This is a genomic window from Streptomyces sp. 1331.2, assembly GCF_900199205.1.
GTDB lineage: Bacteria > Actinomycetota > Actinomycetes > Streptomycetales > Streptomycetaceae > Kitasatospora.
This window is the reverse complement of record NZ_OBMJ01000001.1, coordinates 7,437,372-7,462,333: the sequence shown is the minus strand read 5'-3', so window position 1 is coordinate 7,462,333 and position 24,962 is coordinate 7,437,372. Positions and strand designations below refer to the sequence as shown.

The following is a 24,962-nucleotide window of genomic DNA, read 5'->3' as shown; positions in this document are numbered from 1 at the left end:
CGCAGCGCCGCGACCGGCCGCCGAAACCCGGGTGTCCTCAGCCAGCAACGCCCGCACCACCGGCCCGGTTCCCGCCCACGCCAGGAAACATCAGGTGCGGGAACGTCAGGTACGGGAGCGTCAGGTACGGGAGCGTCACGTACGGGAATGTCAGGACGGCGGCGCCGTCTCCCGGTCCGCCGCGCCGACCGGCACGTCCGGGTGCCGGAACCACGACCCCTGGACCACCCACTGCACCAGCATCAGCACCGCGCCCAGCAGCAGCGCGCCCAGCCCGATCACGGTGACCCCGCCGACCTCGCCGATGCCCGGCAGGTCGATCGAGGTGGCCCCGTAGTGCGGGTCGGCGTAGACGTCGAAGGCGCCGTAGGCGAAGAAGTACAGCAGCATCACGCCGCCGGCCAGCGGCAGCACGCCCTTGAACAGGAAGTCCCGGACGCTGCGGGTGAGCACTCGGCGGTAGTACCAGACGCAGGCGAAGCCGGTCAGCCCGTAGTAGAAGGCGATGCCGAGGCCGACGGAGGCGATCGAGTCGGCCAGGACGTTGCCGCTGATCGCGGTGAGCAGCACGTAGAAGGCGATCGAGACCAGGCCCATCGCGACCGTCGACCAGGTCGGGGTCTGGTGGCGCGGGTGCACCCGGGCGAAGCCGGCCGGGATGGCCCGGTGGGTGGCCATCGAGAAGGTGGTGCGGGCGGTGGGCAGGATGGTGGTCTGGGTGGAGGCGGCGGCCGAGGTCAGCACCATCAGGATGAGCAGCCGGCTGAGCACGGCGCCGATCCCGGTGGTGCCGAACACCGCGTCGCCGAGTCCGGAGAGCACGTCCCCCGAGTGGTCGGGGTTGCCGAGGCCGATGCCGTCCGTCCCGACCCCGGCGAAGGCCTGGGCGGAGGTGGCCACCAGGGCGTAGATGAGGAGCAGCAGCACGGTGGAGATGACCGCGGCCCGGCCCGGGGTCCGCGTCGAGTCGGCGGTCTCCTCGTTGACGGAGACGGCGGTGTCCCAGCCCCAGTAGATGAAGACGGCGGCGAGCATGCCGGCGGTGAACGCCGAGGTCGAGGGGATGTGGAACGGGTTGAACCAGGCGGCGGAGACCGGGATGGCGGTCGCGGGGGCGCCGGAGCCGTACGACTTGACCAGCGCGGTGACCGAGAAGACGACCAGCATGACCACCTCGACGGCCAGCAGCCAGCGCTGCAGGGCGGCGGAGAGTTCGATGCCGACGTAGCAGATCGCGGTCATCACGACGATCCACACCACGCCGGCCGTGGTGGTCCAGGCCTTGTCGTCGGCCAAGGAGTCGAGGCCGACCAGCCGGAACCCGTACACCCCGGCGATCTGGGCGAGGTTGGCCATCACGATGATGTCCGCGACGACGATCCCCCAGCCGCCCATCCAGCCGGTGCGGGGGCCGAAGGCCCGGGCGGCCCAGGTGAAGGTGGTGCCGCAGTCCGGGTCGGTGGCGTTCAACTCCTTGTAGGCGTAGGCGATCAGCAGCATCGGGACGAACGCCAGGATGGTGATGATCGGTGCCTGGAGGCCCACGCCGACCACGATGATGCCGAGGGTCGCGGCGAGGCTGTAGGCGGGGGCGGTGGAGGCGAGGCCGATGCAGACGGAGGACAGCAGTCCCAGGGCGCCTGTCTTGAGGCCCTTCTCGCCCGCACCGGAGCCGGTGGGGACGCCGGTCGGGGGGCTGGTCGGGGAGGCCGGCACGGATCCCACTCCCTTGGGTGCACGGCGGGGGCCGCGAGGACCGATGTGGTCGTCACAGCCTAGGGCCTGTCCGGCGGATCTTGTCGGATCAGCGCGCGGCGTCGGGCGCCCGGCAAGATCCGCCGGACAGGCCCTGACGCCGCCGGGGCGGGTCGGCCGTCCGGAGGAGCCCGGCCGGGCTCCTCCGGGGGTGGCCCCGCGGTTACTGCGGCGTGACGTAGGCGCCGGAGATCCCGCCGTCGACCAGGAAGGTGTTTGCGGTCATGAAGGAGGAGTCGTCCGAGGCGAGGAAGGCCACCGCGGCGGCGATCTCCTCGGGCTCGGCGAAGCGGCCGAGCGGGATGTGGACGAGCCGGCGGGCGGCCCGCTCCGGGTCCTTGGCGAAGAGCTCCTGCAGCAGCGGGGTGTTCACCGGGCCGGGGCACAGGGCGTTCACCCGGATGCCCTCGCGGGCGAACTGCACGCCCAGTTCGCGGGACATCGCGAGGACGCCACCCTTGGAGGCGCTGTAGGAGATCTGCGAGGTGGCCGCGCCCATCACGGCGACGAAGGAGGCGGTGTTGATGATCGAGCCCTTGCCCTGCCGCTGCATGTGCGGGATCGCGTACTTGCAGCACAGGTAGACGCTGGTGAGGTTGACCTCCTGGACGCGCTTCCAGGCGTCCAGGCCGGTGGTGAGGATGGAGTCGTCGTCCGGCGGGGAGATGCCGGCGTTGTTGAAGGCGATGTCGAGCCGGCCGTACTCGTCCACGGCTCGCTGGAAGAGCGCCTGCACCGCCTGCTCGTCGGTGACGTCGGCCTCCAGGAACAGGCCGCCGACCTCGTTGGCGGCCTTGGCGCCGGTCTCGGCGTCGAGGTCGACGCAGACCACCTTCGCGCCCTCGGCGGCGAACCTGCGGGCGGTGGCCAGGCCGATGCCGCTGCCCGCGCCGGTGATGACGGCCACCCGGCCGTCGAGTCGCTGGGTCATGCTGATCATTCCTCTCACTCTTCCGTGGAGATGAAGACGTTCTTGGTCTGGGTGAAGGCGTCCAGGGCGTCCGGGCCGAGCTCGCGGCCGAGGCCGGACTGCTTGAAGCCGCCGAAGGGCGTGGTGTAGCGGACCGAGGAGTGCGAGTTGACGGAGAGGTTGCCGGCCTCGACGCCGCGGGAGACGCGCAGCGCGCGGCCGATGTCCCTGGTCCAGACGGAGCCGGACAGCCCGTACTCGGTGGCGTTGGCGATCCGCAGGGCGTCCTGCTCGTCGCGGAACGGGACGACGGCGACGACCGGGCCGAAGATCTCCTCGGTGAAGGCGGGGTCGTCATGCCGTACCGGCGCGAGGACGGTCGGGGGTACCAGAAGCCGGGCCCCTCGGGGGCGGTGCCGCGGAGGGCGACGGCCGCGCCGTCGGGGACGTAGGAGGCGACCCGTTCCCGGTGGGCGGCGGAGATCAGCGGGCCCATCTCGGTCTTCTCGTCGGCCGGGTCGCCGACCCGCACGCCCCGGACGGCGGGCTCCAGCAGCGCCAGGAACTCCTCGAACACCGACGCCTGGACCAGGATCCGGGAGCGGGCGCAGCAGTCCTGGCCGGCGTTGTCGAAGACGGCGTACGGGGCGGTGGCGGCGGCCTTGGCGAGGTCGGCGTCGGCGAAGACGATGTTGGCGCTCTTGCCGCCGAGTTCGAGGGTGACGGGTTTCACCTGGGCGGCGCAGCCCGCCATGATCTCCTTGCCGACCCGGGTCGAGCCGGTGAACACCACCTTGCGCACGTCGGGGTGGGTGACGAAGCGCTGTCCGACCACCGGGCCGCGTCCGGGCAGGATCTGCAGCACGCCTTCCGGGATCCCGGCCCGGAGGGCGAGTTCGCCGAGGCGCAGGGCGGTGAGTGGGGTGAGTTCGGCGGGTTTGACGATGACGGTGTTGCCGGCGGCCAGGGCCGGGGCGAGGGCCCAGGCGGCGATCGGCATCGGGAAGTTCCAGGGCACGATGACCCCGACGACGCCGATCGGCTCCTGGAAGGTGAGGTCGATGCCGCCGGCCACCGGGATCTGGCGGCCGAACAGCCGCTCGGGGGCGGCGGCGTAGTACTCGATGACGTCGCGGGCGTTGCCGGCCTCCCAGCGGGCGTTGCCGATGGTGTGGCCGGCGTTGGCGACCTCCAGGGCGGCGAGGTGTTCGCGGTCGGCGTCGACGGCGGCCGCGAAGGCCCGCAGCAGTCGGGCCCGGTCGGCGGGGGCGACCGTGCGCCAGGTGTCGAAGGCGGCGCGGGCGCGGGCGATGGCGGCGTCAGTCTCGGCGAGGCCGGCCATTTCGACGGTGGTGATCACCTCCTCGGTGGCGGGGTTGACGACCTCGTGGAGGTCCGGTTCGGTCATCGGGCGGTCTCCCTCAGTGGACGGTGCGGTGGCCGGCGGTGATCAGGGCGTGGAACAGGCGGGGGTCGTCGGGGTCGGTCTCGGGGTGCCACTGAACACCCAACGCGAAGCGCCGGTCCGGCAGTTCGAGCGCCTCGACGGTTCCATCGGCACTTCGGGCGGTGACCTGCAGTCCGGTACCGAGCCGGTCGACGGCCTGGTGGTGGTAGCAGGAGACGTCGGCGGCCGGCCCGAGGACGGCGGCGAGCCGGCTGCCGTCCGTCACGGTGACGCGGTGGTGGACGAAGCGGGCGGGGACGTGTTGGTGGCTGTTGTCGGGCAGGTGCTGCAGCAGGGTGCCGCCGAGTTCGACGTTGAGCAGCTGCATGCCGCGGCAGATGCCGAGCAGTGGCAGGTCCCGGGCCAGGGCGGCGTGCAGCAGGCTGCTCTCCCAGTCGTCCCGGGGCCGGTGGGGCGGCCCGGTGCGCGGGTCGGCGGCGGCCGCGTAGCGGGCCGGGTCGACGTCCGGACCCCCGGCGAGGACGAGTCCGTCCAGGACGTCGAGCAGGTGGCCGACGCCTCCGGGTTGCGGGGGCAGCAGCACTGGCGTGCCGCCCGAGCGGGCCACGGCGTCGACGTAGGTCTGGGGCACGAGGGAGGCGCGCTGGTGCCAGACGGACCAGGCGGCGTCGTCCTGGTAACTGGTGATGCCGATCAGCGGCCGGCGGCGGCCGTCGCGTCCTGTCAGGTCGGTGCCGGTCACAGTCGCTCGAATCCGCGGCGCCGCTCCCAGTCGGTCACCGCCCGGTCGTAGGCGGCCAGTTCGGTGCGTCCGGCGTGGGTGTAGTGCCGCACGACGTCCTTGCCGAAGGCCTCGGTGGCGGCGGCGCTGCGTTCGAAGGCGTCGACCGCGTCGCGGAGGGTGGCGGGCACCCTGGGGGCCTGGGAGGCGTACGCGTTCCCGGTGAACTCCGGTTCGAGCTCCAGCTGTTGTTCGACGCCGTGCAGGCCGGCGGCGATCAGGGCGGCGACCGCGAGGTAGGGGTTGACGTCGCCGCCGGGGACGCGGTTCTCGAAGCGCAGCGACGGGCCGTGGCCGACCACGCGCAGGGCGCAGGTGCGGTTGTCGCGGCCCCAGGCGATGGCGGTGGGCGCGAAGCTGCCGGGCACGTAGCGCTTGTAGGAGTTGACGGTGGGAGCGAGCAGCAGGGCGAAGTCGGCGAGGCAGGCGAGTTGCCCGGCGAGGAAGTGCTCCATGGTGCGGGAGAAGCCGTGCGGGCGGTCGCCGGCGAACACCGGCGCGCCCTGCTCGTCGCGCAGGCTGAGGTGGATGTGGCAGGAGTTGCCCTCGCGCTCGTCGTACTTCGCCATGAAGGTGAGGCTGCAGCCCTCCTGGGCGGCGATCTCCTTGGCGCCGGTCTTGTAGACGGCGTGGTTGTCGCAGGTGGTGAGGGCGTCGGCGTACTTGAAGGCGATCTCGTGTTGGCCGAGGTTGCACTCGCCCTTGGCGGACTCGACGGTGAGGCCGGCGCCGGCCATGTCGTTGCGCAGCCGGCGCAGCAGGGGTTCGATCCGGCCGGTGCCGAGGATGGAGTAGTCGACGTTGTACTGGTTGACGGGGTGAGGCGGGTGTAGTCCTTGTCCCAGGCCTGCTCGTAGCTGTCCCGGAAGACGATGAACTCCAGCTCGGTGGCGGCCTGGGCCTGCCAGCCGTAGCCGGCCAGCCGGTCCAGCTGGCGTTGCAGGATCTGGCGCGGGGAGACGGCGACGGGGGTGCCGTCGTGGTGGGTGACGTCGCACTGGACCATGACGGTGGCCGGGTGCCAGGGGACGGCTCGCAGGGTGGCGAGGTCGGGGCGCAGGGTCAGGTCGCCGTAGCCGCTCTCCCAGGAGGAGATGTCGTAGCCGTCGACGGTGTTCATGTCGATGTCGACGGCCAGCAGGTAGCCGCAGCCCTCGGCGGCGCCGGGCACGACGTCGGTCAGGAAGTACTCGGCGGCGACGCGTTTGCCCTGGAGGCGGCCCTGCATGTCGGTCATGGCGAGCACGACGGTGTCGACGGACCGGTCGGCGACGCGGGTGCGCAGCTCGTCGAGGGTGAGTCGGGGGCTGGTCATCGGGTCTCCAGTTCGGTGCCGGGAGTGGGCCGGGGGCTGGTCATCGGATCTCCGGTTCGGGGGCCGGGGCCTCGGGGGCGGACGGCACGGCGCCGGTGTGGGGCCCGGTGAACCAGTGGCGGGCGGAGACGAGCCACCACACGCCGGCGAAGCCGACCACGACGAGCACGGCGACGGGGGTGTAGTTGAAGCTCTCGGCGGTGATCGGGCTGGCGGTGGGCAGCATGAACAGGACGGTGATCACCGCCGTCCAGCCGACGGCGACCACGCCGATCGGCCGGCTCCACCGGCCCAGGTGCCAGGGGCCGCGCGGGAAGTCCTCGCCCTGGCGCAGCCGCAGGTACACCGGGATGACGTAGGAGATGTACAGGCCGATGACGGAGATGGAGGTCACGGCGGTGTAGGCGGTGTTGTTCCAGAGCGCGGGCAGTCCGAGCAGCAGGGCGCCGCCGGTCGCCAGCCAGACCGCGTTGGTCGGGGTCTGGGTGCGCGGGGAGATCCGGTGCCACAGGCGGGAGCCGGGCAGCGCGCCGTCGCGGGAGAAGGCGTAGATCATGCGGGAGTTGGCGGTGACGGAGGCCATGCCGCAGAAGAACTGGGCGCCGATGACGATGAGCAGCAGGACCTGGGCGCCGCCGGAGCCGATCGCGTCGATGAAGATCTGTGCGGGCGGGACCTGGGTGTCGCTGTTCAGCGCGCCGTCGTAGTCGCGGATCGCGAAGGTGATGCCGAGCAGCAGGATCCAGCCCGCCACCAGGGAGACGGTGATGGCGTTGACGATGCCGCGCGGGCCGGAGCGGGCGGCGTCCTGGGTCTCCTCGGTCATGTGCGCGGAGGCGTCGTAGCCGGTGAGGGTGTACTGGGCCATCAGCAGGCCGAGCATCGCGACGTAGAGCTGGTTGTGGAAGCCGGTCTGGTTGACGAACTCGGTGAGGACGAAGGACACGGAGGCGTGCCGCTCGGGGAGGAACGCGAGCGCGCCCACGATGATCGCGACGCCGATCAGGTGCCACCACACGGACACGCTGTTGAGGACCGCGACGAGCCGTACCCCGAGGGTGTTGAGCAGGCCGTGCACCAGCAGGATGACCGCGAAGATCTCCATGGTGTGCTCGGGGGTGGCCGCGACGCCGAAGCGCAGGTCGAGGAAGGCGTTGGTGAAGAACGCGGCGCCGTAGTCGACGCCGGCGGTGACCGCGACCTGGCCGAGGAAGTTGAACCAGCCGGTGAACCAGCTCCAGGCCGGGCCGCGGGTGCGGGTCAGCTTGGCGGACCAGTAGTAGAGCCCGCCGGCCGTCGGGTAGCTGGAGCAGATCTCGGCCATGGCCAGCCCGACGCAGAGCGTGAGCAGCCCGACGACCGGCCAGCCCCAGACGATCAGGGCCGGGCCCCCGGTCTTCATGCCCGTCCCGTACAGGGTGAGGCAGCCGGAGAGGATCGAGACGATGGAGAAGGAGACGGCGAAGTTGGAGAAGCCCGACATCGAGCGGGCCAGTTCCTGGGTGTACCCCAGCTCGCGCAGCCGCTGTTCGTCGGCGGAAACGGGGGCGGTGTCCTCCGGAAACACGGCGGGGGCAGGGTGGTCGGGTGAGCGTGCGTCGGTCATGGGGCACCCCTGGGGGTAGAGGGCGTGCCGGGGGCACGCGGCCACGACGGCGTGGCGCGCTCGCTCCGGCGGGTTCGACGGTCGGACGGCTCTTCAATGGTCTGGAACCAGACCATTGGGTGGGTGAGCAGCATCGTTCCGGCTGGATCGGGGCCGCGTCAAGAGCGGAGCGGCAACAGGAGGCAACGTGTCCGGGAAACCGCATGTCGGTACGATTCCGGCGTGGACGTGGACGTGGACGAAGCGCGGGAACGGGCGCGGCCCGACTGGCAGGCCGACGCGATCCTGCGCCCGGTCCGGACCGGCAACGCCTTCGAGGAGACCGTCGAGCGGCTGCTCCAGGCGGTCAAGCTCGGCGTCTTCGGCTTCGGCGACCGGCTGCCCGCCGAACGGGACCTGGCCGCCCGGCTCGGCGTCAGCCGGGAGACCCTGCGCGAGGCGCTGCGCACCCTCCAGCAGGCCGGCTGCGTGGAGTCCCGCCGCGGCCGCTACGGCGGCACCTTCGTCACCTACCGGATGCCCGCACCGGACGTCGCCGACCTGCGCCGCGCGGCCCGCAACCTCGGCGGCGCACTGGAGGACGCGCTGACCTACCGCCAGGTGCTGGAGGTCGGCGCCGCCGAGGCGGCCGCCCGCCGTCCGCTCTCCCCCGACCAGCGGGCCCACCTGGAGGACCGGCTGACCGACCTGGAGGGCGCCCCCGCGGAGGAGTACCGCCGGCTGGACTCGCGCTTCCACCTCGCCATCGGCGAACTCACCGGCTCCCCCACCCTCGCCGCGGCCATCGCCGAGGCCAGGATGCGCCTCAACGACCTGCTCAACGCCATCCCCATGCTGGACCGCAACATCGCGCACGCCGCCGACCAGCACCGCGCCATGGTCCGGGCGATCCTCGCCGGCGACGGCGACGCCGCCCGCCGCGCCACCGAGGAACACCTCGCCGCCACCGCCGCCCTGTTGCGCGCCTTCCTGGCCTGAGGGAGGCCCCGGGACGTAGGGCACCCGCCAGGGTTCCGTCAACACCGGCCCCGCCACCGGCGCCGACCGGCTACCCTGGGCCGCTTGCCCGATCGACAACCGCCCGAGGAGCCCAGCGCCGTGTCCGACAGCTTCGCGCACCTGCACGTCCACACCGAGTACTCGATGCTGGACGGAGCCGCGAAGAACGGAAAGCTCTTCGCCGAGGCGGAGAGACAGGGCATGCCCGCCATCGCGATGAGCGACCACGGCAACATGTTCGGCGCGTACGAGTTCTTCCACTCCGCCGCCAAGACGGGCGTCAAGCCGATCATCGGCATCGAGGCGTACGTCGCGCCGAGCTCGCGCTTCCTGAAGAAGCAGGTCTTCTGGTCCCCCGGCGGCCAGCGCCCGTCCGGCGCCGACGGCGAGGGCGGCAAGGACGTCTCCGGCGGCGGCCGCTACACCCACATGACGATGTGGGCGCAGAACGCCACCGGCCTGCGCAACCTCTTCAAGCTCTCCTCGCTCGCGTCGATGGAGGGCTACTACATGAAGCCCCGGATGGACCGCGAGCTGATCGCCGCCAACGCGACCGGCATCATCGCGACCACCGGCTGCCCCTCCGGCGAGGTACAGACCCGGCTGCGCCTCGGCCAGTACGAGGAGGCGGTCAAGGCGGCCGGCGCCTACCAGGACATCTTCGGCAAGGAGAACTACTTCCTGGAGCTGATGGACCACGGCCTCTCCATCGAGCAGGACGTCCGCGAGGACCTGCTGCGCCTCGCCAAGCAGCTGAACATCCCGCTGCTGGCCACCAACGACTCGCACTACGTGACCGCCGATCAGGCCGACGCCCACGACAGCCTGCTCTGCGTCGGCGTGGGCAAGAACAAGGACGACCCGAACCGCTTCAAGTTCCAGGGCACCGGCTACTACGTGAAGACCGCCGCCGAGATGCGCGAGCTCTTCCGCGAACTGCCCGAGGCCTGCGACAACACGCTCGCGATCGCCGAGCGGGTCGAGTCGTACGAGGAGGTCTTCACCTACGTCGACCGGATGCCCCAGTTCGACGTGCCCGAGGGCGAGACCCAGGCCTCCTACCTGCGCCAGAAGATCGCCGCCGGCCTGCAGCACCGCTACGGCGACAACCCCAGCCAGGAGGTGCTGGAGCGGATCGAGCTGGAGATGGGCGTGATCACCCCGATGGGGTTCGACGCCTACTTCCTCGTGGTCGCCGACATCTGCCAGTACGGCCGCGACAACGGCATCCCGGTGGGCCCCGGCCGAGGCTCGGCGGCCGGCTCGATGGTCGCCTACCTGACCGGCATCACCCAGCTCGACCCGCTGGAGCACGACCTGCTGTTCGAGCGCTTCCTCAACCCCGAGCGCATCAACCCCCCGGACGTCGACATCGACTTCGACGACCGCCAGCGCGACCAGATGGTCCGCTACGTGACCGAGAAGTACGGCGCCGCGTACACGGCCCAGGTGAACACCTTCGGCACGATCAAGGCCAAGGCCGCCGTGAAGGACGCCAACCGCATCCTCGGCTACCCGTTCTCGATGGGCGACCGCATCACCAAGGCGATGCCCCCGGACGTCATGGGCAAGGGCGTGCCGCTGGCCGACCTCTTCGACGAGAAGCACCCCCGCTACAACGAGGGCACCGAGATCCGGGCGCTGTACCAGAACGAACCGGACGTCAAGAAGATCATCGACACCGGGCGCGGCATCGAGGGGCTGATCCGCGGCACCGGCGTGCACGCCGCCGCCGTCATCCTCTCCTCCACCCCGCTGCTGGACCTGATCCCGCTGCACATGCGGGACAAGGACGGCGTGATCATCACCGGCTTCGACTACCCGTCCTGCGAAGCCATGGGCCTGATCAAGATGGACTTCCTGGGCCTGCGGAACCTGGGCATCATCGACCACTGCATCAAGATCGTGAAGGCCAACCGGGGCATCGACGTCGACATCGAGAAGATCCCGATCGACGACCCCACCACCTACCAGCTGCTCGCCCGCGGCGACACCCTCGGCGTCTTCCAGCTCGACGGCGGCCCCATGCGCGCCCTGCTCAAGCTGATGAAGCCCACCGAGTTCGCCGACATCTCCGCCGTCTCGGCGCTGTACCGGCCCGGCCCGATGGGCATGAACTCGCACACCAACTACGCGCTGCGCAAGAACGCCCAGCAGGAGATCATCCCGATCCACCCCGAGCTGGAGGAACCGCTCAAGGACGTCCTCGGCCCCACCTACGGCCTGATCGTCTACCAGGAGCAGGTCCAGCGCGCCGCGCAGGTGCTCGCCGGCTACTCGCTCGGCCAGGCCGACCTGCTCCGCCGGGCCATGGGCAAGAAGAAGAAGGAGGTCCTGGAGAAGGAGTTCGTCCCCTTCCACGCGGGCTGCAAGGAGCGCGGCTACTCCGACGAGGCCATCCAGGCGGTCTGGGACGTCCTGGTCCCGTTCGCCGGCTACGCGTTCAACAAGTCCCACTCCGCCGCGTACGGCCTGGTCTCGTACCAGACCGCCTACCTGAAGGCCAACTACCCGGCCGAGTACATGGCCGCGCTGCTCACCTCGGTCGCGGACGACAAGGACAAGATGGCCGTCTACCTGGCCGAGTGCCGGCAGATGGGCATCAAGATCCTCTCCCCCGACGTCAACGAGTCGGTGGTCGACTTCACCGCCGTCGGCAGCGACGTCCGCTTCGGCCTCAAGGCCGTCCGCAACGTCGGCGTGCCCGTCATCGAATCCCTCGTGAACACCCGCCAGGAGAACGGCAAGTACACCTCCTTCGCCGACTTCCTGGACAAGGTCGAGCTGGTGGTCTGCAACAAGCGCACCGTCGACTCCCTGGTCAAGGCCGGCGCCTTCGACTCCCTCGGGCACACCCGGCTCTCGCTCAGCACCGTCCACGAGAGCGCGATCGACGCCGTCACCGGCGTGAAGAAGCAGCAGGCCATCGGACAGGACGACCTCTTCGGCGCCCTCGACGGCGGCGACGGCGCCCCCGCCATCGGCCTCGACTTCCAGCTCACCGACAACGAGTGGCCCCGGCGCCAACTCCTCGCCCTGGAACGGGAGATGCTCGGTCTCTACGTCTCCAGCCACCCGCTGGACGGCGCCGAGCACATCCTCTCCCAGAACCGCGACACCTCGATCGCCGAACTCCTCGGCTCCGGCCGCTCCGAGGGCGAGGTCCGCCTCTCCGGCCTGATCACCGCCGTCGACCGCCGGATCAACAAGGCCGGCAACGCCTGGGCCATCATCACCCTCGCCGACCGCGACGGCTCCGTCGAGGTGCTGTTCTTCCCCGCGACCTACAACCTGATGGCCGAGCAGATGGTCGAGGACAACGTGATCTCGGTCCGCGGCCGCCTCAACGAACGCGACGGATCGCTGAGCATCTTCGGCCAGGAGATCACCACGCTGGACATCTCCTCCGCCGAGCTCGGCACCAAGCCCCCGGTCCAGATCACCGTGCCCGCCTCCCGGGTCACCCCCCAGGTGGTCGCCGAGCTCAAGCTCGCCCTCCAGGCCCACCCCGGCGACGTCCCGGTCCGGCTGCTGACCACCAACTGGGACAAGAACACCCTCTACGAGCTCGGCTTCCGGGTGAACCCCGACAACGGGCTCGCCTCGGACATCAAGACCCTCCTCGGCAACCGCGCCTGGGCCGGCGCCACCGCCCGGTCCTGAGCCCTCCACACGGGAGCGGGAAGTCGGCCGGGCCGACTTCCCGTTCCCGTCGTTCCCGTCGTTTCCTCTCGTTCCCGTCAGCCCAGCCGGCCGACGTGCGCCAGTGCCCGCTTGAGCAGGATGCCCTGGCCGCCCGGCATCTCCTGCAGCACCAGCGGCGAGGCGGCCTCCTCCGGGCTGAACCAGACCAGGTCCAGCGCGTCCTGCCGGGGCCGGCAGTCCCCGGCCACCGGGACGACGTAGGCGAGCGAGACGGCGTGCTGCCGGGGGTCGTGGAACTCGGTGGCGCCCAGGGTCGGGAAGTACTCCGCGACGGTGAACGGCTGCAGCGAGGCCGGGATCCGGGGCAGCGCCACCGGCCCGAGGTCCTTCTCCAGGTGCCGCACCAGCGCGTCCCGGATCCGCTCGTGGTGCAGCACCCGGCCGGAGACCAGCGTGCGGCTGACCGTTCCGTCCGGGCCGATCCGCAACAGCAACCCGACCTGGGTGACCTCCCCGGCGGCATCGACGCGGACCGGAACGGCCTCGACGTAGAGGATCGGCATCTTCGCCCGGGTGGTTTCGAGCTCCTCGGGAGCGAGCCAGCCCGGCGTGGTTTCCGTGATGTCAGACACCCGTTGATCGTACGTTCCCGCCGGGACCGGTGGGGCGGGAGCCCCGCGTGCGGCATTCGGGTGAACCGGCCCGGTGTGACGCCACTGTGACGCCGGATCGGACGGCGCGGTGACAGACCGTCGTGAGACTGCGGGGGATCACTGACGAGAGGAGCGCCCATGCCCACCGCACCCACGTTCCCGGGCGTGTACGTCGAGGAGGTGCCAAGTGGTGTTCATCCGATCGTCGGTGTGCCCACCGCGATCGCAGCCTTCATCGGCTGGTTCCCACGCGGTCCGATGAACCGCGCGGAGGAGGTCCTCTCCTTCGCCGACGTCGAGCGGAAGTTCGGCGGCCTGCACCCCGACAGCGACACGTCCTTCGCACTCCAGCAGTACTTCCTCAACGGCGGCGCCCGGGCCCACGTGGTCCGCGTCGCCGCCCCGGGAAGCGGCAGCGACGCCCTCGGCACGGCCCACGCCGACGTCCCGCAACGCGGCGGCGCCGCCGCGTTCACCGTCACGGCCCGGGACGAGGGGAAGTGGGGCAACAACCTGCGCGTCCAGGTCCTCGCGGCGACCGAGTCCGACCGGTTCGACCTGGTGGTCAGCCTGCTGAGCGACGACACCGCCGACGCGACCGTCGCCCGCCAGGAGATCTACCGGGGACTGACCGCCGACAGCGCCAAGACCGCCGACCCCTTCTACGTCACGACGGCCGTCAACACGGCCTCCGAGCTGGTCACCGTGAGCTCCGTGGCCGGAAAGCCCGTCCCCAGCGGGCTCCTCTCCTCCCCCGTGGTCGATCCGTCCACGCTCCAGGCGGGCCCCCTGAACATCGACGTGACGATCGGCGGAGCCGGGGCCACCGCGAGGAAGATCACCTTCCCGGGCAAGCCGGACACCATCGAGACGCTGGCCGCGACCCTCCAGTCGGCGCTGCGGACCGCCGTGGCGAACAAGCCCGTCTGGTCCCAGGCCGTGGTTCGGGTGGTCCTCCCCGACACCGACCCCCACAGCCCCGACTTCGGCAAGAGCCGGCTCCAGATCCTGCCGGGTGCCGCCTCCGCCCTGCCCATCACCGTCGACAACATCGCCGGCGACAACACCGCGACCGATCTCGGCCTGAACGGCGTCACGTCCGAGCACGGCGCCGTCGTCCTAGCCGGCGGCGGCGACGGCGCCCACCCCGGCGCGGAGGAGCTGGTGGGCAGCGAAGTCGGCACGGGATCGGGCATGTTCGCCCTGGAGAACACCGACTTCACGCTCCTGAGCTTGCCCAGCCTCGGCAACCTGGCCGCCGCGGACAGCGACCGCTTCGCCCCCGACGCCTCGGACGACGCCGCGCGGGACGGCGACTACAGCAAGGCCGTCGGCAACGCGATCGCCTACTGCCGCCGCAAGCGCGCCCTGCTGCTGCTCGACCCGCCGAACACCATGCAGAGCCCGACCGCGCTGCGCAACTGGCTCCAGAAGCACAGCAACATCCGCGACGAGTACAGCGCCCTCTACTACCCCCGGCTCGACATCGCCGACCCCACCCGCCAGTACCGCACCCGCTCGTTCGGGCCGAGCGGCACGATCGCCGGCCTGATGGCCCGGATCGACGCGGCCCGCGGCGTCTGGAAGGCCCCCGCCGGGACGGAGGCCAAGCTGTTCGGCGTCCAGGACCTGGCCTACGACCTCACCGACCCGGAGAACGGCACCCTCAACCCGATCGCGGTCAACTGCCTGCGTACCTTCCCCGCCTACGGCCAGGTCTGCTGGGGCGCGCGGACCCTGGCCGGCGGCGACGCCTCCGCGACGGACTACAAGTACGTCCCGATGCGGCGGCTGGCCAACTTCCTGGAGTCGAGCCTGCTGATCGGCCTCAAATGGGCCGTGTTCGAGCCCAACGACGAGCCGCTCTGGTCGCAGATCCGGCTGAACATCGGTTCGTTCCTGCACGGCCTGTTCGTGCAGGGGGCCTTCGCGGGGCGCACGCCGAAGGAGGCCTACCTCGTCCGGTGCGACGCCACCACCACCACGACCACGGACCAGGGGCTCGGCGTGGTGAACGTCCTGGTGGGCTTCGCGCCGGTGCGGCCCGCCGAGTTCGTGATCATCCGGGTTCAGCAGCTCGCCGGCCAGACGCAGAGTTGAGGGGAGCCCACTCATGGCCCAGTTCGCCGTCAACACCAACCGCTTCGACCCGTACAAGAACTTCAAGTTCAGGGTCAAGTGGGACGGCCGCTACGTCGCGGGCGTCAGCAAGGTGAGCAGTCTCAAACGCACCACCGAGGTGGTCGAGTTCCGCGAGGGCGGCGACCCGTCCAGCGCCCGCCGCTCACCCGGCCGCACCAAGTACGAGGCGATCACCCTCGAACGCGGGGTCACCCACGACCTGGAGTTCGAGGCGTGGGCCTCCAAGGTGTGGCAGCACGGCGCCGCCCTCGGCGCGGAGGTCAGCCTCGCGGACTTCCGCAAGGACATCGTGATCGAGCTCTACAACGAGGCCGGCCAACTCGTCATCGCCTACAACGTGTTCCGCTGCTGGGTGAGCGAGTACCAGTCGCTGCCGGACCTCGACGCCAACGCCAACGCGGTGGCCCTCGCCCACATCAAGCTGGAGAACGAGGGCTGGGAGCGGGATCCGGCCGTGGTCGAGCCCAAGGAGGTCTCGTTCTCCGTATGATCCCCGGACTCGGTATCGGCCCGGCGCGCCCGGTACGGCTGCGGCACGGCCTGACGACGCGCCCCGCCACGACGGCCACCGTCCGCGTGCTCACCGGCGCCGACGAGGCGGCCCTCGGCGGCGGGAACGGCCCCGGCGGCGAGCACTGGGTCACCCTGGTGCTCGCCACCGCGGTCGCGGAGCTCGGCGGCAGCCGCCCCGAGCCCGAGGAACTGCGGGCGCTCAGCGTCGGCGACCGCAACGCGCTGCTGCTCGCACTGGTGGCCTCGACGTACGGCTCGCTGGTCGAGTGGGTGCTCGACTGCCCCTCCTGCGGCGAGCGGCTGGACGCCGCCGTCGACCTGGTGGAGCTGCTGGGCGACGCGGCGCACGCCCCCGCCGCGCCGCGCCCGCCGGCGGGCCTGCCCGCCTTCCGGCTGCCCACCGGCGCGGACCTGGAGGCACTGGCCGAACTGCTGCCGGCCGTACCGGGCCCCGCCGTCGGCGACCCGGCCGCCGACGATCCGGCCGAGCAGGCCCGACGGCTGCTGCTGGACCGCTGTGTGACGGCCTGGCACACCGTGGACGAGGCGACCGTCGCGGCCGTCGAGACCACCATGGCGGCCACCGACCCGCTCGCCGACATCGAGCTGCTGCTCTCCTGCGCCGCCTGCGCCGCCCCGGTGCCGGCCGTGCTCGACCCGGCGGCCGAGCTGGCCGCGCGGCTCACCCCGCACCGCCGGCTGATGACCGACGTCCACGCCCTCGCCCTCGCGTACGGCTGGACCGAGCCCGAGGTGCTGGCGCTGCCCGCACCGCGCCGGGCCGGCTACCTGACGCTGATCGCCGACGGCGAAGCCTGGGCGGGTGACCAGTGACGGCACTGGCCCCGACGGGGCTGCTGCGCCGCCTCGTCGCCCGCGCGATGACGGCCGGACCTGCCACCCCGAGCGCGGAGCAGCCGCGGCCCGAGCCGGGCACTCCGCTGCTGCCCAGCACTGCCGAGTCCCACCTGTCCTGGTTCGCCGCCCGGGCCGCGGCCGGCGCGCGCCTGCGGGCCGACCGGGCACCTCGCCCCGCCGATCCGCCCGGGCTCCCGTCCTGGCCGCACGCCGACCAGGACGGGCCGGCGGCCCCACCGGCTGCTGTCCGGGAGTCGCGCGCCGAGGGCAGCGAGCGGCCGGTGCCCACCACCCCCCACGCGTCGCCGTCCGGCGCTCCGGCGCCGCTCCGGCGGTCGGTACCGGCAGCCGCCCCCCAGAGCCTGCCGATCGCACCGCTCCGGGTGGAGCTCCGCACTCCGGCGGTGAGGCCGGACGGGCCCGGGCGAAGCGCCGACGAGCCTGCGGCGGAACCCCCGGCGCACCCGGCGCCGCGCCGCCGCACCCCGGGCGCCGACCCCGCGCCGAACGCCGGGCCGAGCCGGGAGCCCGGCCTCCGGCCGCAGGACCCCGGCCGCGCCGCCCGGCCGGCCGGTCCCGGGCCGCACCCCGACCGTCGGACCGCCGAGCAACCGGCCGCCGCCCCGCCGCTGCCGCCGGCGGTGGTGCTGCGCCCCCGCCCGGGCGACCCGCTGCCGAGCGCGTCGTCCCCGTCGGTGCCGGGCCGGGCAGGCCGGCGCAGCCGGGCCGCCGAGGCGCCCGCACCGGCCCCGGTGGTGGTCCGGATCGGCCGGGTGGAGCTGGTCGTGGCACCCGCCGCGGCGGCACAGGCCCCGGCCGCACCGGCTGCACCGGCCGCCGCTCGGCACCCCGACCTGCTCGCCGCCCACCGTCGGCATGACGGGGGGTGGCCCGGATGAGCAACGCGCTCGCCGTTCCGACCGTCACCGCCTCCCTGGTGACGCTTCTCCAGTCGCGCATCGACGCCGCGTCCGTCATGCCCCGCCCGACCGTCAAGGCCGGGACGCTGGCGGACGACACCAACCTGCCGCTGGTCGGGGTCCACCTGTACCGGACCGGCCGCAACGCCTCACTGGCCGCGGACGACCTGCCGACCCGCCCGCCGTACGGCGGTGCGCCGCGCGAGGTGCCGCGGACGGCGCTGGAGCTGCACTACCTGGTCACCTTCCGGGGCCAGAGCGCCTTCCAGAGCGAGCAGCTGCTGGCGCTGTGCGCGGCCGCCCTGCACGCCACCCCCGAGATCTTCCCGGCCCTGATCGAGCAGGCCGCCACGGACCACCCGGAGATCGCCAGGAACGACCTGGCCCGGGCGCGCGAGCGGGTGCGGCTGCGCCCGGAGGAGCTGAGCATCGACGAGCTGACCCGGCTCTGGGCGCTCTACCAGCCCGGGGCCTTCGCCCTCAGCCTGGCGTTCGTCGCCGGGCCCGTCGTGGTGGAGTCCCCCGAGGCCGCGGGCACCGTGCTGCCAGTGCTGCGGACCGGCCTGGGCGCCCGGCTGCTGAGCGGCCCCCGGCTGGACGTGGTGGCCGGACCGGAGGGCCCCGGCGCGCCGGTCCGGGCCGCCGCCCCGATGCCGGATCTGCGGCTGTTCGGTTCGGCCCTCGCGCCGCTTCCCGGCGAGACGCTCAAGGTGCTGGTCGACGGTGCCGCCGCCCCGGCCACGGTGGTCGACGCCGGGCAGCTGACCGTCCCGCTGACCGGGGCGCGGCCCGGCGAGCACACCGTGCAGGTCCAGCGCCTGACCGCGCCGCTCGACTCCACCGTCTCCCTGACCGCCCCGGCCCTGGCGAGCGCGCCCGTCGCGTTCACGGTCCTGCCGACCCTCGGCGCGGTGACCGCCACGCCCGCCCCGGGTGCGGGCGCCTACGACGGCACCCTCACCGCCGACGTCCTCCCGCCGCTCACCGGGTCGGAGCGGCGGGTGCGGCTGCTGCTCGACCGGGTGCGCCCGGACGCCACCGTGGCGCTCGCGCTCGACGTCACGCCCGCGCCGCAGGCCGCCCTCGGCGTCCGGCTGACGGCCGCGCCGCGCGGCGACTACCGGGTGACGCTGGAGGTCGACGGCGCCCGGAGCCTGCCGCCGCTCGACCTCCACGGACTGTTCCTGCCGCAGGAGGTGACCTTGTGACCACCGTCGGACACGAGCGGCCGGCCACCGCCGCCGACCCGGCCGACCCGCCGCCACAGGCCGCCCCGGGCGCCGTCTGGGCCCGGGACAACCAGCGGCACCTGGTGCTGCACGCCGAGGCCGTCGCCGCCCGGCTGGACGGCCGCCCGGCCGACGCCGAGCGGCCCGAGCGGGCCGCCGCGCTGCTGGCCGCCGAGGTGGCGGCGGACACCGGCACGCCGGTCGCGCTGCACCGGATCGCCCGGCTCTTCGGCCTCACCCGGTTCGAGCAGGACGTCCTGCTGGCCGCCACCGCGCCCGAGCTCGGCCTGCCCTGCGCCACCGGCCCGGCGACTTTCTCCCGGGCGCTCGCCACCCTCCCGGACCCGCACTGGAGCGCGCTGCTGCCGGACGCGCCGCTGCGGCACTGGCGGCTGGCCGACCTGCCGCCGGAGCCCGCGCCCGGCCGGTACGGCGGCCTGGCCCAGCTGCCGCTCGCGGTGGACGAGCGGGTGCTGCACGCCCTGGTCGGGGCGGACACCCTGGACGAGCGGCTGCGCGGGAGGGCGCGGGCGGCCGAGGACCTCTGCCGACTGGCCCCCGGTCAGCTGGCGGCCGTCGGCCGGCTCGCCGCCCTGGTGGCGCCAGGGCCGGTCGGCCGGTCCGGGCCGGCCACGCTCCCCCGCCCGGTCTCGCTGGTCGGCGAGGACCGGCTGACCCGGCGTCAGGCCGCGGTGCAGGCGGCCCGCGCGCTGGGGCTGAGCACGCTGGTGACCGAGGCCGGGGACGTACCGCCCGACGCCCCCACCGCCGAGCTGTACGGGCGGCTGCTCGCCCGTGAGGCGGCGCTGGGCGGGCGGCTGCTGCTGATCGAGGCGCCGGACCGGCCGATCGGCCCGGGCCACGGCCCGGACGGGGATCCGGCGGCCTTCGCCGGACCGGCGCCGACGGTGCTGCGGCTGGCCGCGGACACGGGCTCGTACGGCGTGCCGGTGGTCCTCTCGCTCGCCGAGCCGCCGGCCGGCGCCACCGCGCAGCCCGTCCTGCGGCTGCCGGTCGCGGGCCCGGGCGAGCGGCGGGAGCTGTTCGCCGCCGCCCTGGCGGACTCGGGCCGCTCGGCCGGCCCGGCCGAGCTCGCCGAGCTGGCGCAGTGCACCCCGCTCACCCCGGCCGCGATCGCGCTGGGTGTCGAACGGGGCGTGCGGCTCGCCGCCCCCGGTTCGGGGGCCGTCCCGGTGCCGGACCTGGTAGCAGCCTGCCGGGCCGCCGACGAGCAGCCGCTGCACGGCCTGGCGCGGCTGTGCCGCCCCGGGCGCGGCCTCGACTCGCTGGTGCTGGCCGAGCCCGCCGAGCGGGCGCTGCGGGCGATGCTGGCGCAGGTCCGCCAGCGGGGCCGGGTGCACGACGAGTGGGGGCACCCCGGGCCGGGCGAGCGGGGCCTGGCGGTCACCGCCCTGTTCAGCGGGCCGAGCGGCACGGGCAAGACCACCGCGGCCGAGGCGGTGGCGGCCGAGCTCGGGCGCGACCTGGTCTGCGCCGACCTGGGCCAACTGGTCAGCAAGTACATCGGTGAGACCGAGAAGAACCTCTCCCGGCTGTTCGCCGCCGCCGAGGCGGGGGCGGTGCTGCTCTTCGACGAGGGCGAGTCGCTGTTCGGCCGGCGCACGGCCGTCCACGACAGCCGCGACCGGTACGCCAACCTGGAGGTCAGCTTCCTGCTGCAGCGGCTGGAGACCTTCGGCGGGATCTGCATCGTCACCACCAACACCCGGGAGGCGATGGACTCGGCGTTCCTGCGGCGGATGCGGTTCGTGGTCACCTTCCCCTTCCCGGACGCCGAGCAGCGGGCCCGGCTCTGGGAGCGGGCCTTCCCACCCGGTGTCCCGGTCGACGGGCTGGACCCGGCACGGCTGGCGCAGGTCGCCGTGGCGGGCGGCACGATCGCCCAACTCGCCCTGCACGCCGCGTTCCTGGCCGCCGACGCGGACGAGCCGGTACGGATGGCGCACGTGCGCGAGGCGGTGCGGATCGAGTGCGAGAAGCTGGAGCGCCCGCTGTCCCCGCACGAGTTGCGGGGGTGGGAATGAGTGTTCCGGCCGGGCCGTGGGCGGGCGGCGGCGCCACCGCGCCGATCGAGGTGGAGATCGAGCACCTGGTACTGCGCGGCGTGCGGGAGGCGGACGTGCCGCAGGTGCTGGAGGTCTTCCGCCGCCGGTTGGCGGAGCTGCTGGCCGATCCGGCGGCGCCGCGCACCCCGGTGACCGACGCCCGGGTGCCGGGCCCGGACGACCCGGAGTCCCCCGTCCGGGGCCCGGGCGGCGAGCGGCTGGGGCGGGAGCTGGCGGAGGCCGTGGCGAGGGCGGTGCGGCGATGACCTCCCTGTCCGCCGGCCCCGGCCTCGCCGGAGGGGGCCGGCCACTGGAGGCGGGCACCCGCGACCGACTGTCCGCCAACCTCCGGCACGACTTCACGCCCGTGCGGGTGCACACCGGCCCGGAGGCCGACGCCGCCGCCCGCGCCCTGGGGGCCCGCGCGTACACCGTCGGCCACGACGTCGTCTTCGCGCACGGCTCCTACGACCCGCTCACCGCCCCCGGCCGTGCGCTGATCGCCCATGAGCTCGCCCACGTCGCCCAGCACGGCGGCCGCGCGCACGCCCCGAACCTGCTCGCCGCGGGCGGCAACCACCTGCCCGCCGCCTCGGCCGCGTTGGAGCGGCAGGCCGAGCACGCCGCGGCACTGTCGGAGCGCCCGCTGCCGCCCGGCTGGTCCTGGCAGCGGGCGACCGCGCCCTTCCTCGGCCGGGCCGAGGAGAACCCGCCGCCCGCCACCGTCTGGCAGCCCTTCACCGTCACCTACGCGGGCCAGCAGCGCACCGTCGAGACGGTGCGGCAGCTGCCGGAGGACCCGACCGTCGTCCTGGTGGACCTGGGTGCCTTCGTCCTCCCCCGGGAGAAGGGCCCGTGGCAGAAGGAGTACCAGGCGCTGGCCGCGATGAACGCCAAGGACGGCGGGGCCCTGCAGGCCGTCACCGACGTCAGCGGCAGGTACATCCGGGCCGAACTGTGGGAGAAGCGCGCACCGACCGACGAACTGCGCGCGCTCTGGCTTCAGCGCGTCAAGTGGCCCGCGGAGCTGGCCCGCCAGTGGTGGTACGAGGCGGGCGGGAAGAAGCAGGACGCCGGGGAGTTCCGGCCGGCGTCACAGGCCGACAAGACCCAGATCGACCACGTCATCGAGCTCCAGCTGGGCGGCACCAACCTGCCGAACAACCTCGCGCCGCACGACGCCAAGGACAACATGGCGAGCGGGCGCAGGATCTGGACCGATCTGCGCAACGCCGCGAGCCAAGTCGTCAAGGCGCTCAACCAGCAGAACCCCGACTTCAGGCCCCGCAGTCTGACCCTGCGCTTCTCCGACGTCGTCCAGCAGGGCACCTACGAGGCGCCGGCCCTGGAGACTCTGCCCGTCGCACCGGAGCAGCAGGACGCGGTGATCGCGAGGCGCCGCGGCCGGGCGGTGAACTCCCTCGCCGTGCACAACACCGCCCTGGCCGACCTGCAGGCCGGCAGCCGGCCTCACCAGGCCGACGTCGCCAGGCTGGAGAAGGCCTTCGCCGACCGGACGCCCTACCCGCTCTCGGCCGGGGCCGCCTCCCACGTGCTACGGGTGGCCCCCGAGATCCGGCCGACCGTACCGGACCCGATCGCCGGCGACCAGGCCAACCATGCGGCGCGCGAGCTGATCCCGGGCATGGGGCTGAAGTCGCTGCACCGGACCGTGGACCACCACCACGACACCGTCACCGCGAACTTCGAGGACGTCCGGGCCGGCACCCGGCTCCCGCTGGCGGTCAACCCGCTCAAGGGCGGCGGCGACTTCCGCCTGAACGTGGTGGACCCGGGCGCCACCGGCCGGCTGGCTTTCCCAGACAAGGGCAAGCGGATCGAGTTCACCTACCCGTACCTGAGCACCGGCCACCTGGACCTGCGGATGGCCGAGGAGGGGCTGGTCGGCAAGGGCGCGATCACCCCGAGCATCCCGCTGCTGAACCGCAGGCCGATCGATGTCACCCTGGACAGCCAGGGGCTGCACGCCTCGGTGAGCCCGCCCCTGGACGCGCTCTCGCTGCCGCCGTTCAAGCTCACCGACACCTCGCTGGCGATCTCCCTCGGGCCGGGCTTCACGGCCGGCGGGCACCTGGGCTTCGAACTCGCCCGGGTCGTCACCGGCGACCTGAACGCGGAGGCGGACACCGCCGGGCTGTTCGCGACCGGCACGCTGCACGCCACCGTCCCCGGACTGGACCGGGCCGAGGCCAAGGTGAGGTACCGCCCGGACACCGGGGTGACCGGGCGGCTGGACCTGCGGGCCACGCCCCGCGCCGGGCTGGTGACCGGCGGCTCGGTGGTGGTCGACTTCGCGGGCGGCCGCTGGGGCGCGAGCGGGGAGGTCAACCTGTCGGTGCTGGGCACCCCGATCGACCTCAAGGTGGCCAGGCGCGGCGACCACCTGGTCTACACCGGGCACGGCACCGTCACCGTGCCCGGCCTGAACCCGTTCGACCTGCGGGCCTCCTACGACGGCGAGCGGGTCACCGGCTCGGGGCACACCACCTTCACCGTCCTCGGCCTCGACGGCGAGATGGAACTCGGCTACGACGAGGGCCACTTCACCGGCAAGGGCTCGATCAAGCTCAAGCGCGACCGGGTGAGCGGGAAACTCGAAGCCGTCCTCGACCGGGAGGGGCGGATCTCGGGCAAGGGCGAGGTCGAGCTGCAGATCCGGCCCGGCCTGGTCGGCCGGGCCGCCGTGCTGCTCTCCCCCGACCAGCTGCTGCGGGTCGAGGGCGAGCTGCGCTTCCCGCCGTACCGGTTCCTGGAACCGCGGGGCAACCGCTACCAGATCTTCGACATCCCGTTCCCGGAGATCCCGCTCTTCGCCGTGCCGCTCGGCCCGGTCTCGCTCGGCCTGGTGGCGCAGCTGAGCGCCGCAGCGGCGTTCCGGTACAGCTTCGGGCCGGGCGAGATCAGGGACCTGGTGCTCTCGGCGGCCTTCAACCCGCTGGAGGCCGACACCGACCTGAAGGTCGGGGCCAAGGCCCGGCTGGTGCTCCCTGCCGAGGCGGGCCTGGAGCTGCGGTTGCGGGCGGCGGCCGGCCTCTCGGCGGGCGTGGCCAGCATCACCGGCGGCATCAGCGTCACCGGCGGGGTGCTGCTCAGGGGCGGGTTGAACGCGGAGGCGGAGCTGGTGTACGCCCGGAAGGTGCTGGCCTTCCACGCGCAGGCGCAGATCAAGGTACAGCCGGTGCTCACCCTCGCCATCACGGCGGACATCACGGCCAAGGCGCGGCTGCTGGGCGAGAAGAGCTGGCCGTACGAGCTCGCCGCCTACGCGTTCGACACCGGGCTGGAGTTCGGGCTGATCGCGCCGTTCGACTACGAGTCCGACAAGCCGCTGCGGCTGCCGGAGGCGAAGGACATCCAGTGGATCACCCCGAAGATCGACGTGTTGGCGCTGGCCGGGCAGATCACCGACCGGGTCCGCAGCGGGCTGAAGTTGTAGATGCACGGGATTGGGGTTGTCGATGAGCGAGTTTCCCGGCCGGCCGCGGCTCACCAAGGGGGCGCTGTTGGTGTTCGGGTCGGTCGCGCCCGTCCCGGTGCAGCTGATCGTGTTCCCGCTGAACCCGGACTCCCTCGCACGGCGCTTCGACCTGGGGCAGGCCGTCGGGGCGAAGCCGCCCGCCGGGGCGGGCGAGTCGCAGACTCCCGCGACCACGCCCGTCGAGACGCTGACCGTCTCGCTCGCGCTGGACGCCGCCGACCAGCTGGAGCACCCGGCCGCCAATCCGGTCACGGTGGTCAGCGGGCTGCTGCCGGTGATCTCGGCGATCGAGCAGCTGATCCACCCCTCCACCGTGCTGGCCAAGTTGACGAAGCTCCAGGCGGAGATCGGGCTGGCCGTCATCACGCCGCAGGGGCTGAACTGGACGGTGCTGGTCTGGGGCGCGGGGCGGGTGCTGCCGGTCAAGGTGGCCGGGCTGTCCGTCACCGAGCAGGCCTTCGACGCCAGGCTGAACCCGATCAGCGCCCGCGCGGAACTCCAGCTCACCACGCTCAGCCAGGACGAGCTCAAGGCCGCTCCCGTGTTCATCAGTGCGCTCGCCGACGTGCACGCGGTGGCCCGGGAGGTGTTCTCGGCCGTGAACACCGCGCAGTCCGCCGCGCAGGCGCCGTCCGTCCTTCCGCTCTGACCGCCCGCAGCCGC

The 24,962-nt window shown here is 73.0% G+C and carries 16 protein-coding genes and 2 pseudogenes; 11 read left to right on the top strand and 7 right to left on the bottom strand.

The genetic code is table 11. From position 1 onward, the window contains the following. Nucleotides 1–150: 150 nt before the first annotated feature. From CRP52_RS32310 to CRP52_RS32285, 6 genes and pseudogenes are all read right to left on the bottom strand, one after another. Nucleotides 151–1,716, bottom strand: coding sequence for an APC family permease (locus CRP52_RS32310; protein WP_097239626.1), 1,566 nt, complete (start codon nucleotides 1,714–1,716; stop codon nucleotides 151–153). Between the two features lie 202 nt (nucleotides 1,717–1,918). Next, nucleotides 1,919–2,695 carry a 3-oxoacyl-ACP reductase gene (locus CRP52_RS32305; protein WP_218893147.1) on the bottom strand — a complete coding sequence of 259 codons (777 nt, stop codon included), beginning with the start codon at nucleotides 2,693–2,695 and terminating at the stop codon, nucleotides 1,919–1,921. A gap of 5 nt (nucleotides 2,696–2,700) precedes the next feature. After that, nucleotides 2,701–4,073 (bottom strand): annotated as a pseudogene (locus CRP52_RS32300) (aldehyde dehydrogenase family protein). 13 nt (nucleotides 4,074–4,086) lie between these two features. Beyond that, nucleotides 4,087–4,815: a gamma-glutamyl-gamma-aminobutyrate hydrolase family protein gene (locus tag CRP52_RS32295; protein WP_218893146.1), complete on the bottom strand. Its 729-nt coding sequence runs from the start codon at nucleotides 4,813–4,815 to the stop codon at nucleotides 4,087–4,089. Continuing rightward, nucleotides 4,812–6,169 (bottom strand): annotated as a pseudogene (locus CRP52_RS32290) (glutamine synthetase family protein). The gene CRP52_RS32295 and the pseudogene CRP52_RS32290 overlap by 4 nt, the downstream one beginning before the upstream one ends. 40 nt (nucleotides 6,170–6,209) lie before the next feature. Further along, entirely contained in the window at nucleotides 6,210–7,775 is a 1,566-nt protein-coding gene (locus CRP52_RS32285) for an amino acid permease (RefSeq protein ID WP_373560541.1), read from the bottom strand. A 222-nt stretch (nucleotides 7,776–7,997) separates the two neighbouring features. Here CRP52_RS32285 and CRP52_RS32280 point away from each other — a divergent pair, with 222 nt between their 5' ends. Next, nucleotides 7,998–8,753 carry a FadR/GntR family transcriptional regulator gene (locus CRP52_RS32280; protein WP_306458903.1) on the top strand — a complete coding sequence of 252 codons (756 nt, stop codon included), beginning with the start codon at nucleotides 7,998–8,000 and terminating at the stop codon, nucleotides 8,751–8,753. A 120-nt stretch (nucleotides 8,754–8,873) separates the two neighbouring features. Then, nucleotides 8,874–12,437, top strand: a complete 3,564-nt coding sequence (gene dnaE, locus CRP52_RS32275) for a DNA polymerase III subunit alpha (RefSeq protein ID WP_097239624.1) — start codon at nucleotides 8,874–8,876, stop codon at nucleotides 12,435–12,437. A gap of 77 nt (nucleotides 12,438–12,514) precedes the next feature. Here dnaE and CRP52_RS32270 read toward each other — a convergent pair whose 3' ends face one another. Further along, a complete protein-coding gene (locus CRP52_RS32270; RefSeq protein ID WP_097240511.1) occupies nucleotides 12,515–13,042 on the bottom strand; it encodes an NUDIX hydrolase family protein in 528 nt (175 codons plus the stop codon). A gap of 168 nt (nucleotides 13,043–13,210) precedes the next feature. Here CRP52_RS32270 and CRP52_RS32265 point away from each other — a divergent pair, with 168 nt between their 5' ends. The 9 genes from CRP52_RS32265 to CRP52_RS32225 are packed head-to-tail and all read left to right on the top strand — an operon-like array spanning nucleotide 13,211 to nucleotide 24,948. After that, a complete protein-coding gene (locus CRP52_RS32265) occupies nucleotides 13,211–15,172 on the top strand; it encodes a phage tail sheath C-terminal domain-containing protein (protein ID WP_097239623.1) in 1,962 nt (653 codons plus the stop codon). Nucleotides 15,173–15,185: 13 nt separating this feature from the next. Continuing rightward, the gene (locus tag CRP52_RS32260; RefSeq protein ID WP_097239622.1) at nucleotides 15,186–15,704 is read left to right on the top strand and encodes a phage tail protein; all 519 of its coding nucleotides are present in this window, start codon (nucleotides 15,186–15,188) and stop codon (nucleotides 15,702–15,704) included. Continuing rightward, complete coding sequence (locus CRP52_RS32255; RefSeq protein ID WP_097239621.1) at nucleotides 15,701–16,561, top strand: hypothetical protein; 861 nt, start codon at nucleotides 15,701–15,703, stop codon at nucleotides 16,559–16,561. The genes CRP52_RS32260 and CRP52_RS32255 overlap by 4 nt, the downstream gene beginning before the upstream one ends. Next, the gene (locus CRP52_RS32250; RefSeq protein WP_097239620.1) at nucleotides 16,558–17,484 is read left to right on the top strand and encodes a hypothetical protein; all 927 of its coding nucleotides are present in this window, start codon (nucleotides 16,558–16,560) and stop codon (nucleotides 17,482–17,484) included. Before CRP52_RS32255 ends, CRP52_RS32250 begins: the two co-directional genes overlap by 4 nt. Next, the gene (locus CRP52_RS32245; RefSeq protein WP_143685875.1) at nucleotides 17,481–18,713 is read left to right on the top strand and encodes a Pvc16 family protein; all 1,233 of its coding nucleotides are present in this window, start codon (nucleotides 17,481–17,483) and stop codon (nucleotides 18,711–18,713) included. Before CRP52_RS32250 ends, CRP52_RS32245 begins: the two co-directional genes overlap by 4 nt. Then, on the top strand, nucleotides 18,710–20,779 hold the full coding sequence (locus tag CRP52_RS32240) for an ATP-binding protein (protein ID WP_097239618.1): 2,070 nt from the start codon (nucleotides 18,710–18,712) through the stop codon (nucleotides 20,777–20,779). Before CRP52_RS32245 ends, CRP52_RS32240 begins: the two co-directional genes overlap by 4 nt. After that, nucleotides 20,776–21,066, top strand: a complete 291-nt coding sequence (locus CRP52_RS32235; RefSeq protein WP_097239617.1) for a hypothetical protein — start codon at nucleotides 20,776–20,778, stop codon at nucleotides 21,064–21,066. Before CRP52_RS32240 ends, CRP52_RS32235 begins: the two co-directional genes overlap by 4 nt. Continuing rightward, nucleotides 21,063–24,257 (top strand): eCIS core domain-containing protein, encoded by a 3,195-nt coding sequence (locus tag CRP52_RS32230; RefSeq protein WP_097239616.1) that lies wholly within the window; start codon nucleotides 21,063–21,065, stop codon nucleotides 24,255–24,257. Before CRP52_RS32235 ends, CRP52_RS32230 begins: the two co-directional genes overlap by 4 nt. Before the next feature lie 22 nt (nucleotides 24,258–24,279). Continuing rightward, entirely contained in the window at nucleotides 24,280–24,948 is a 669-nt protein-coding gene (locus tag CRP52_RS32225) for a hypothetical protein (RefSeq protein ID WP_097239615.1), read from the top strand. Nucleotides 24,949–24,962 lie beyond the last annotated feature (14 nt).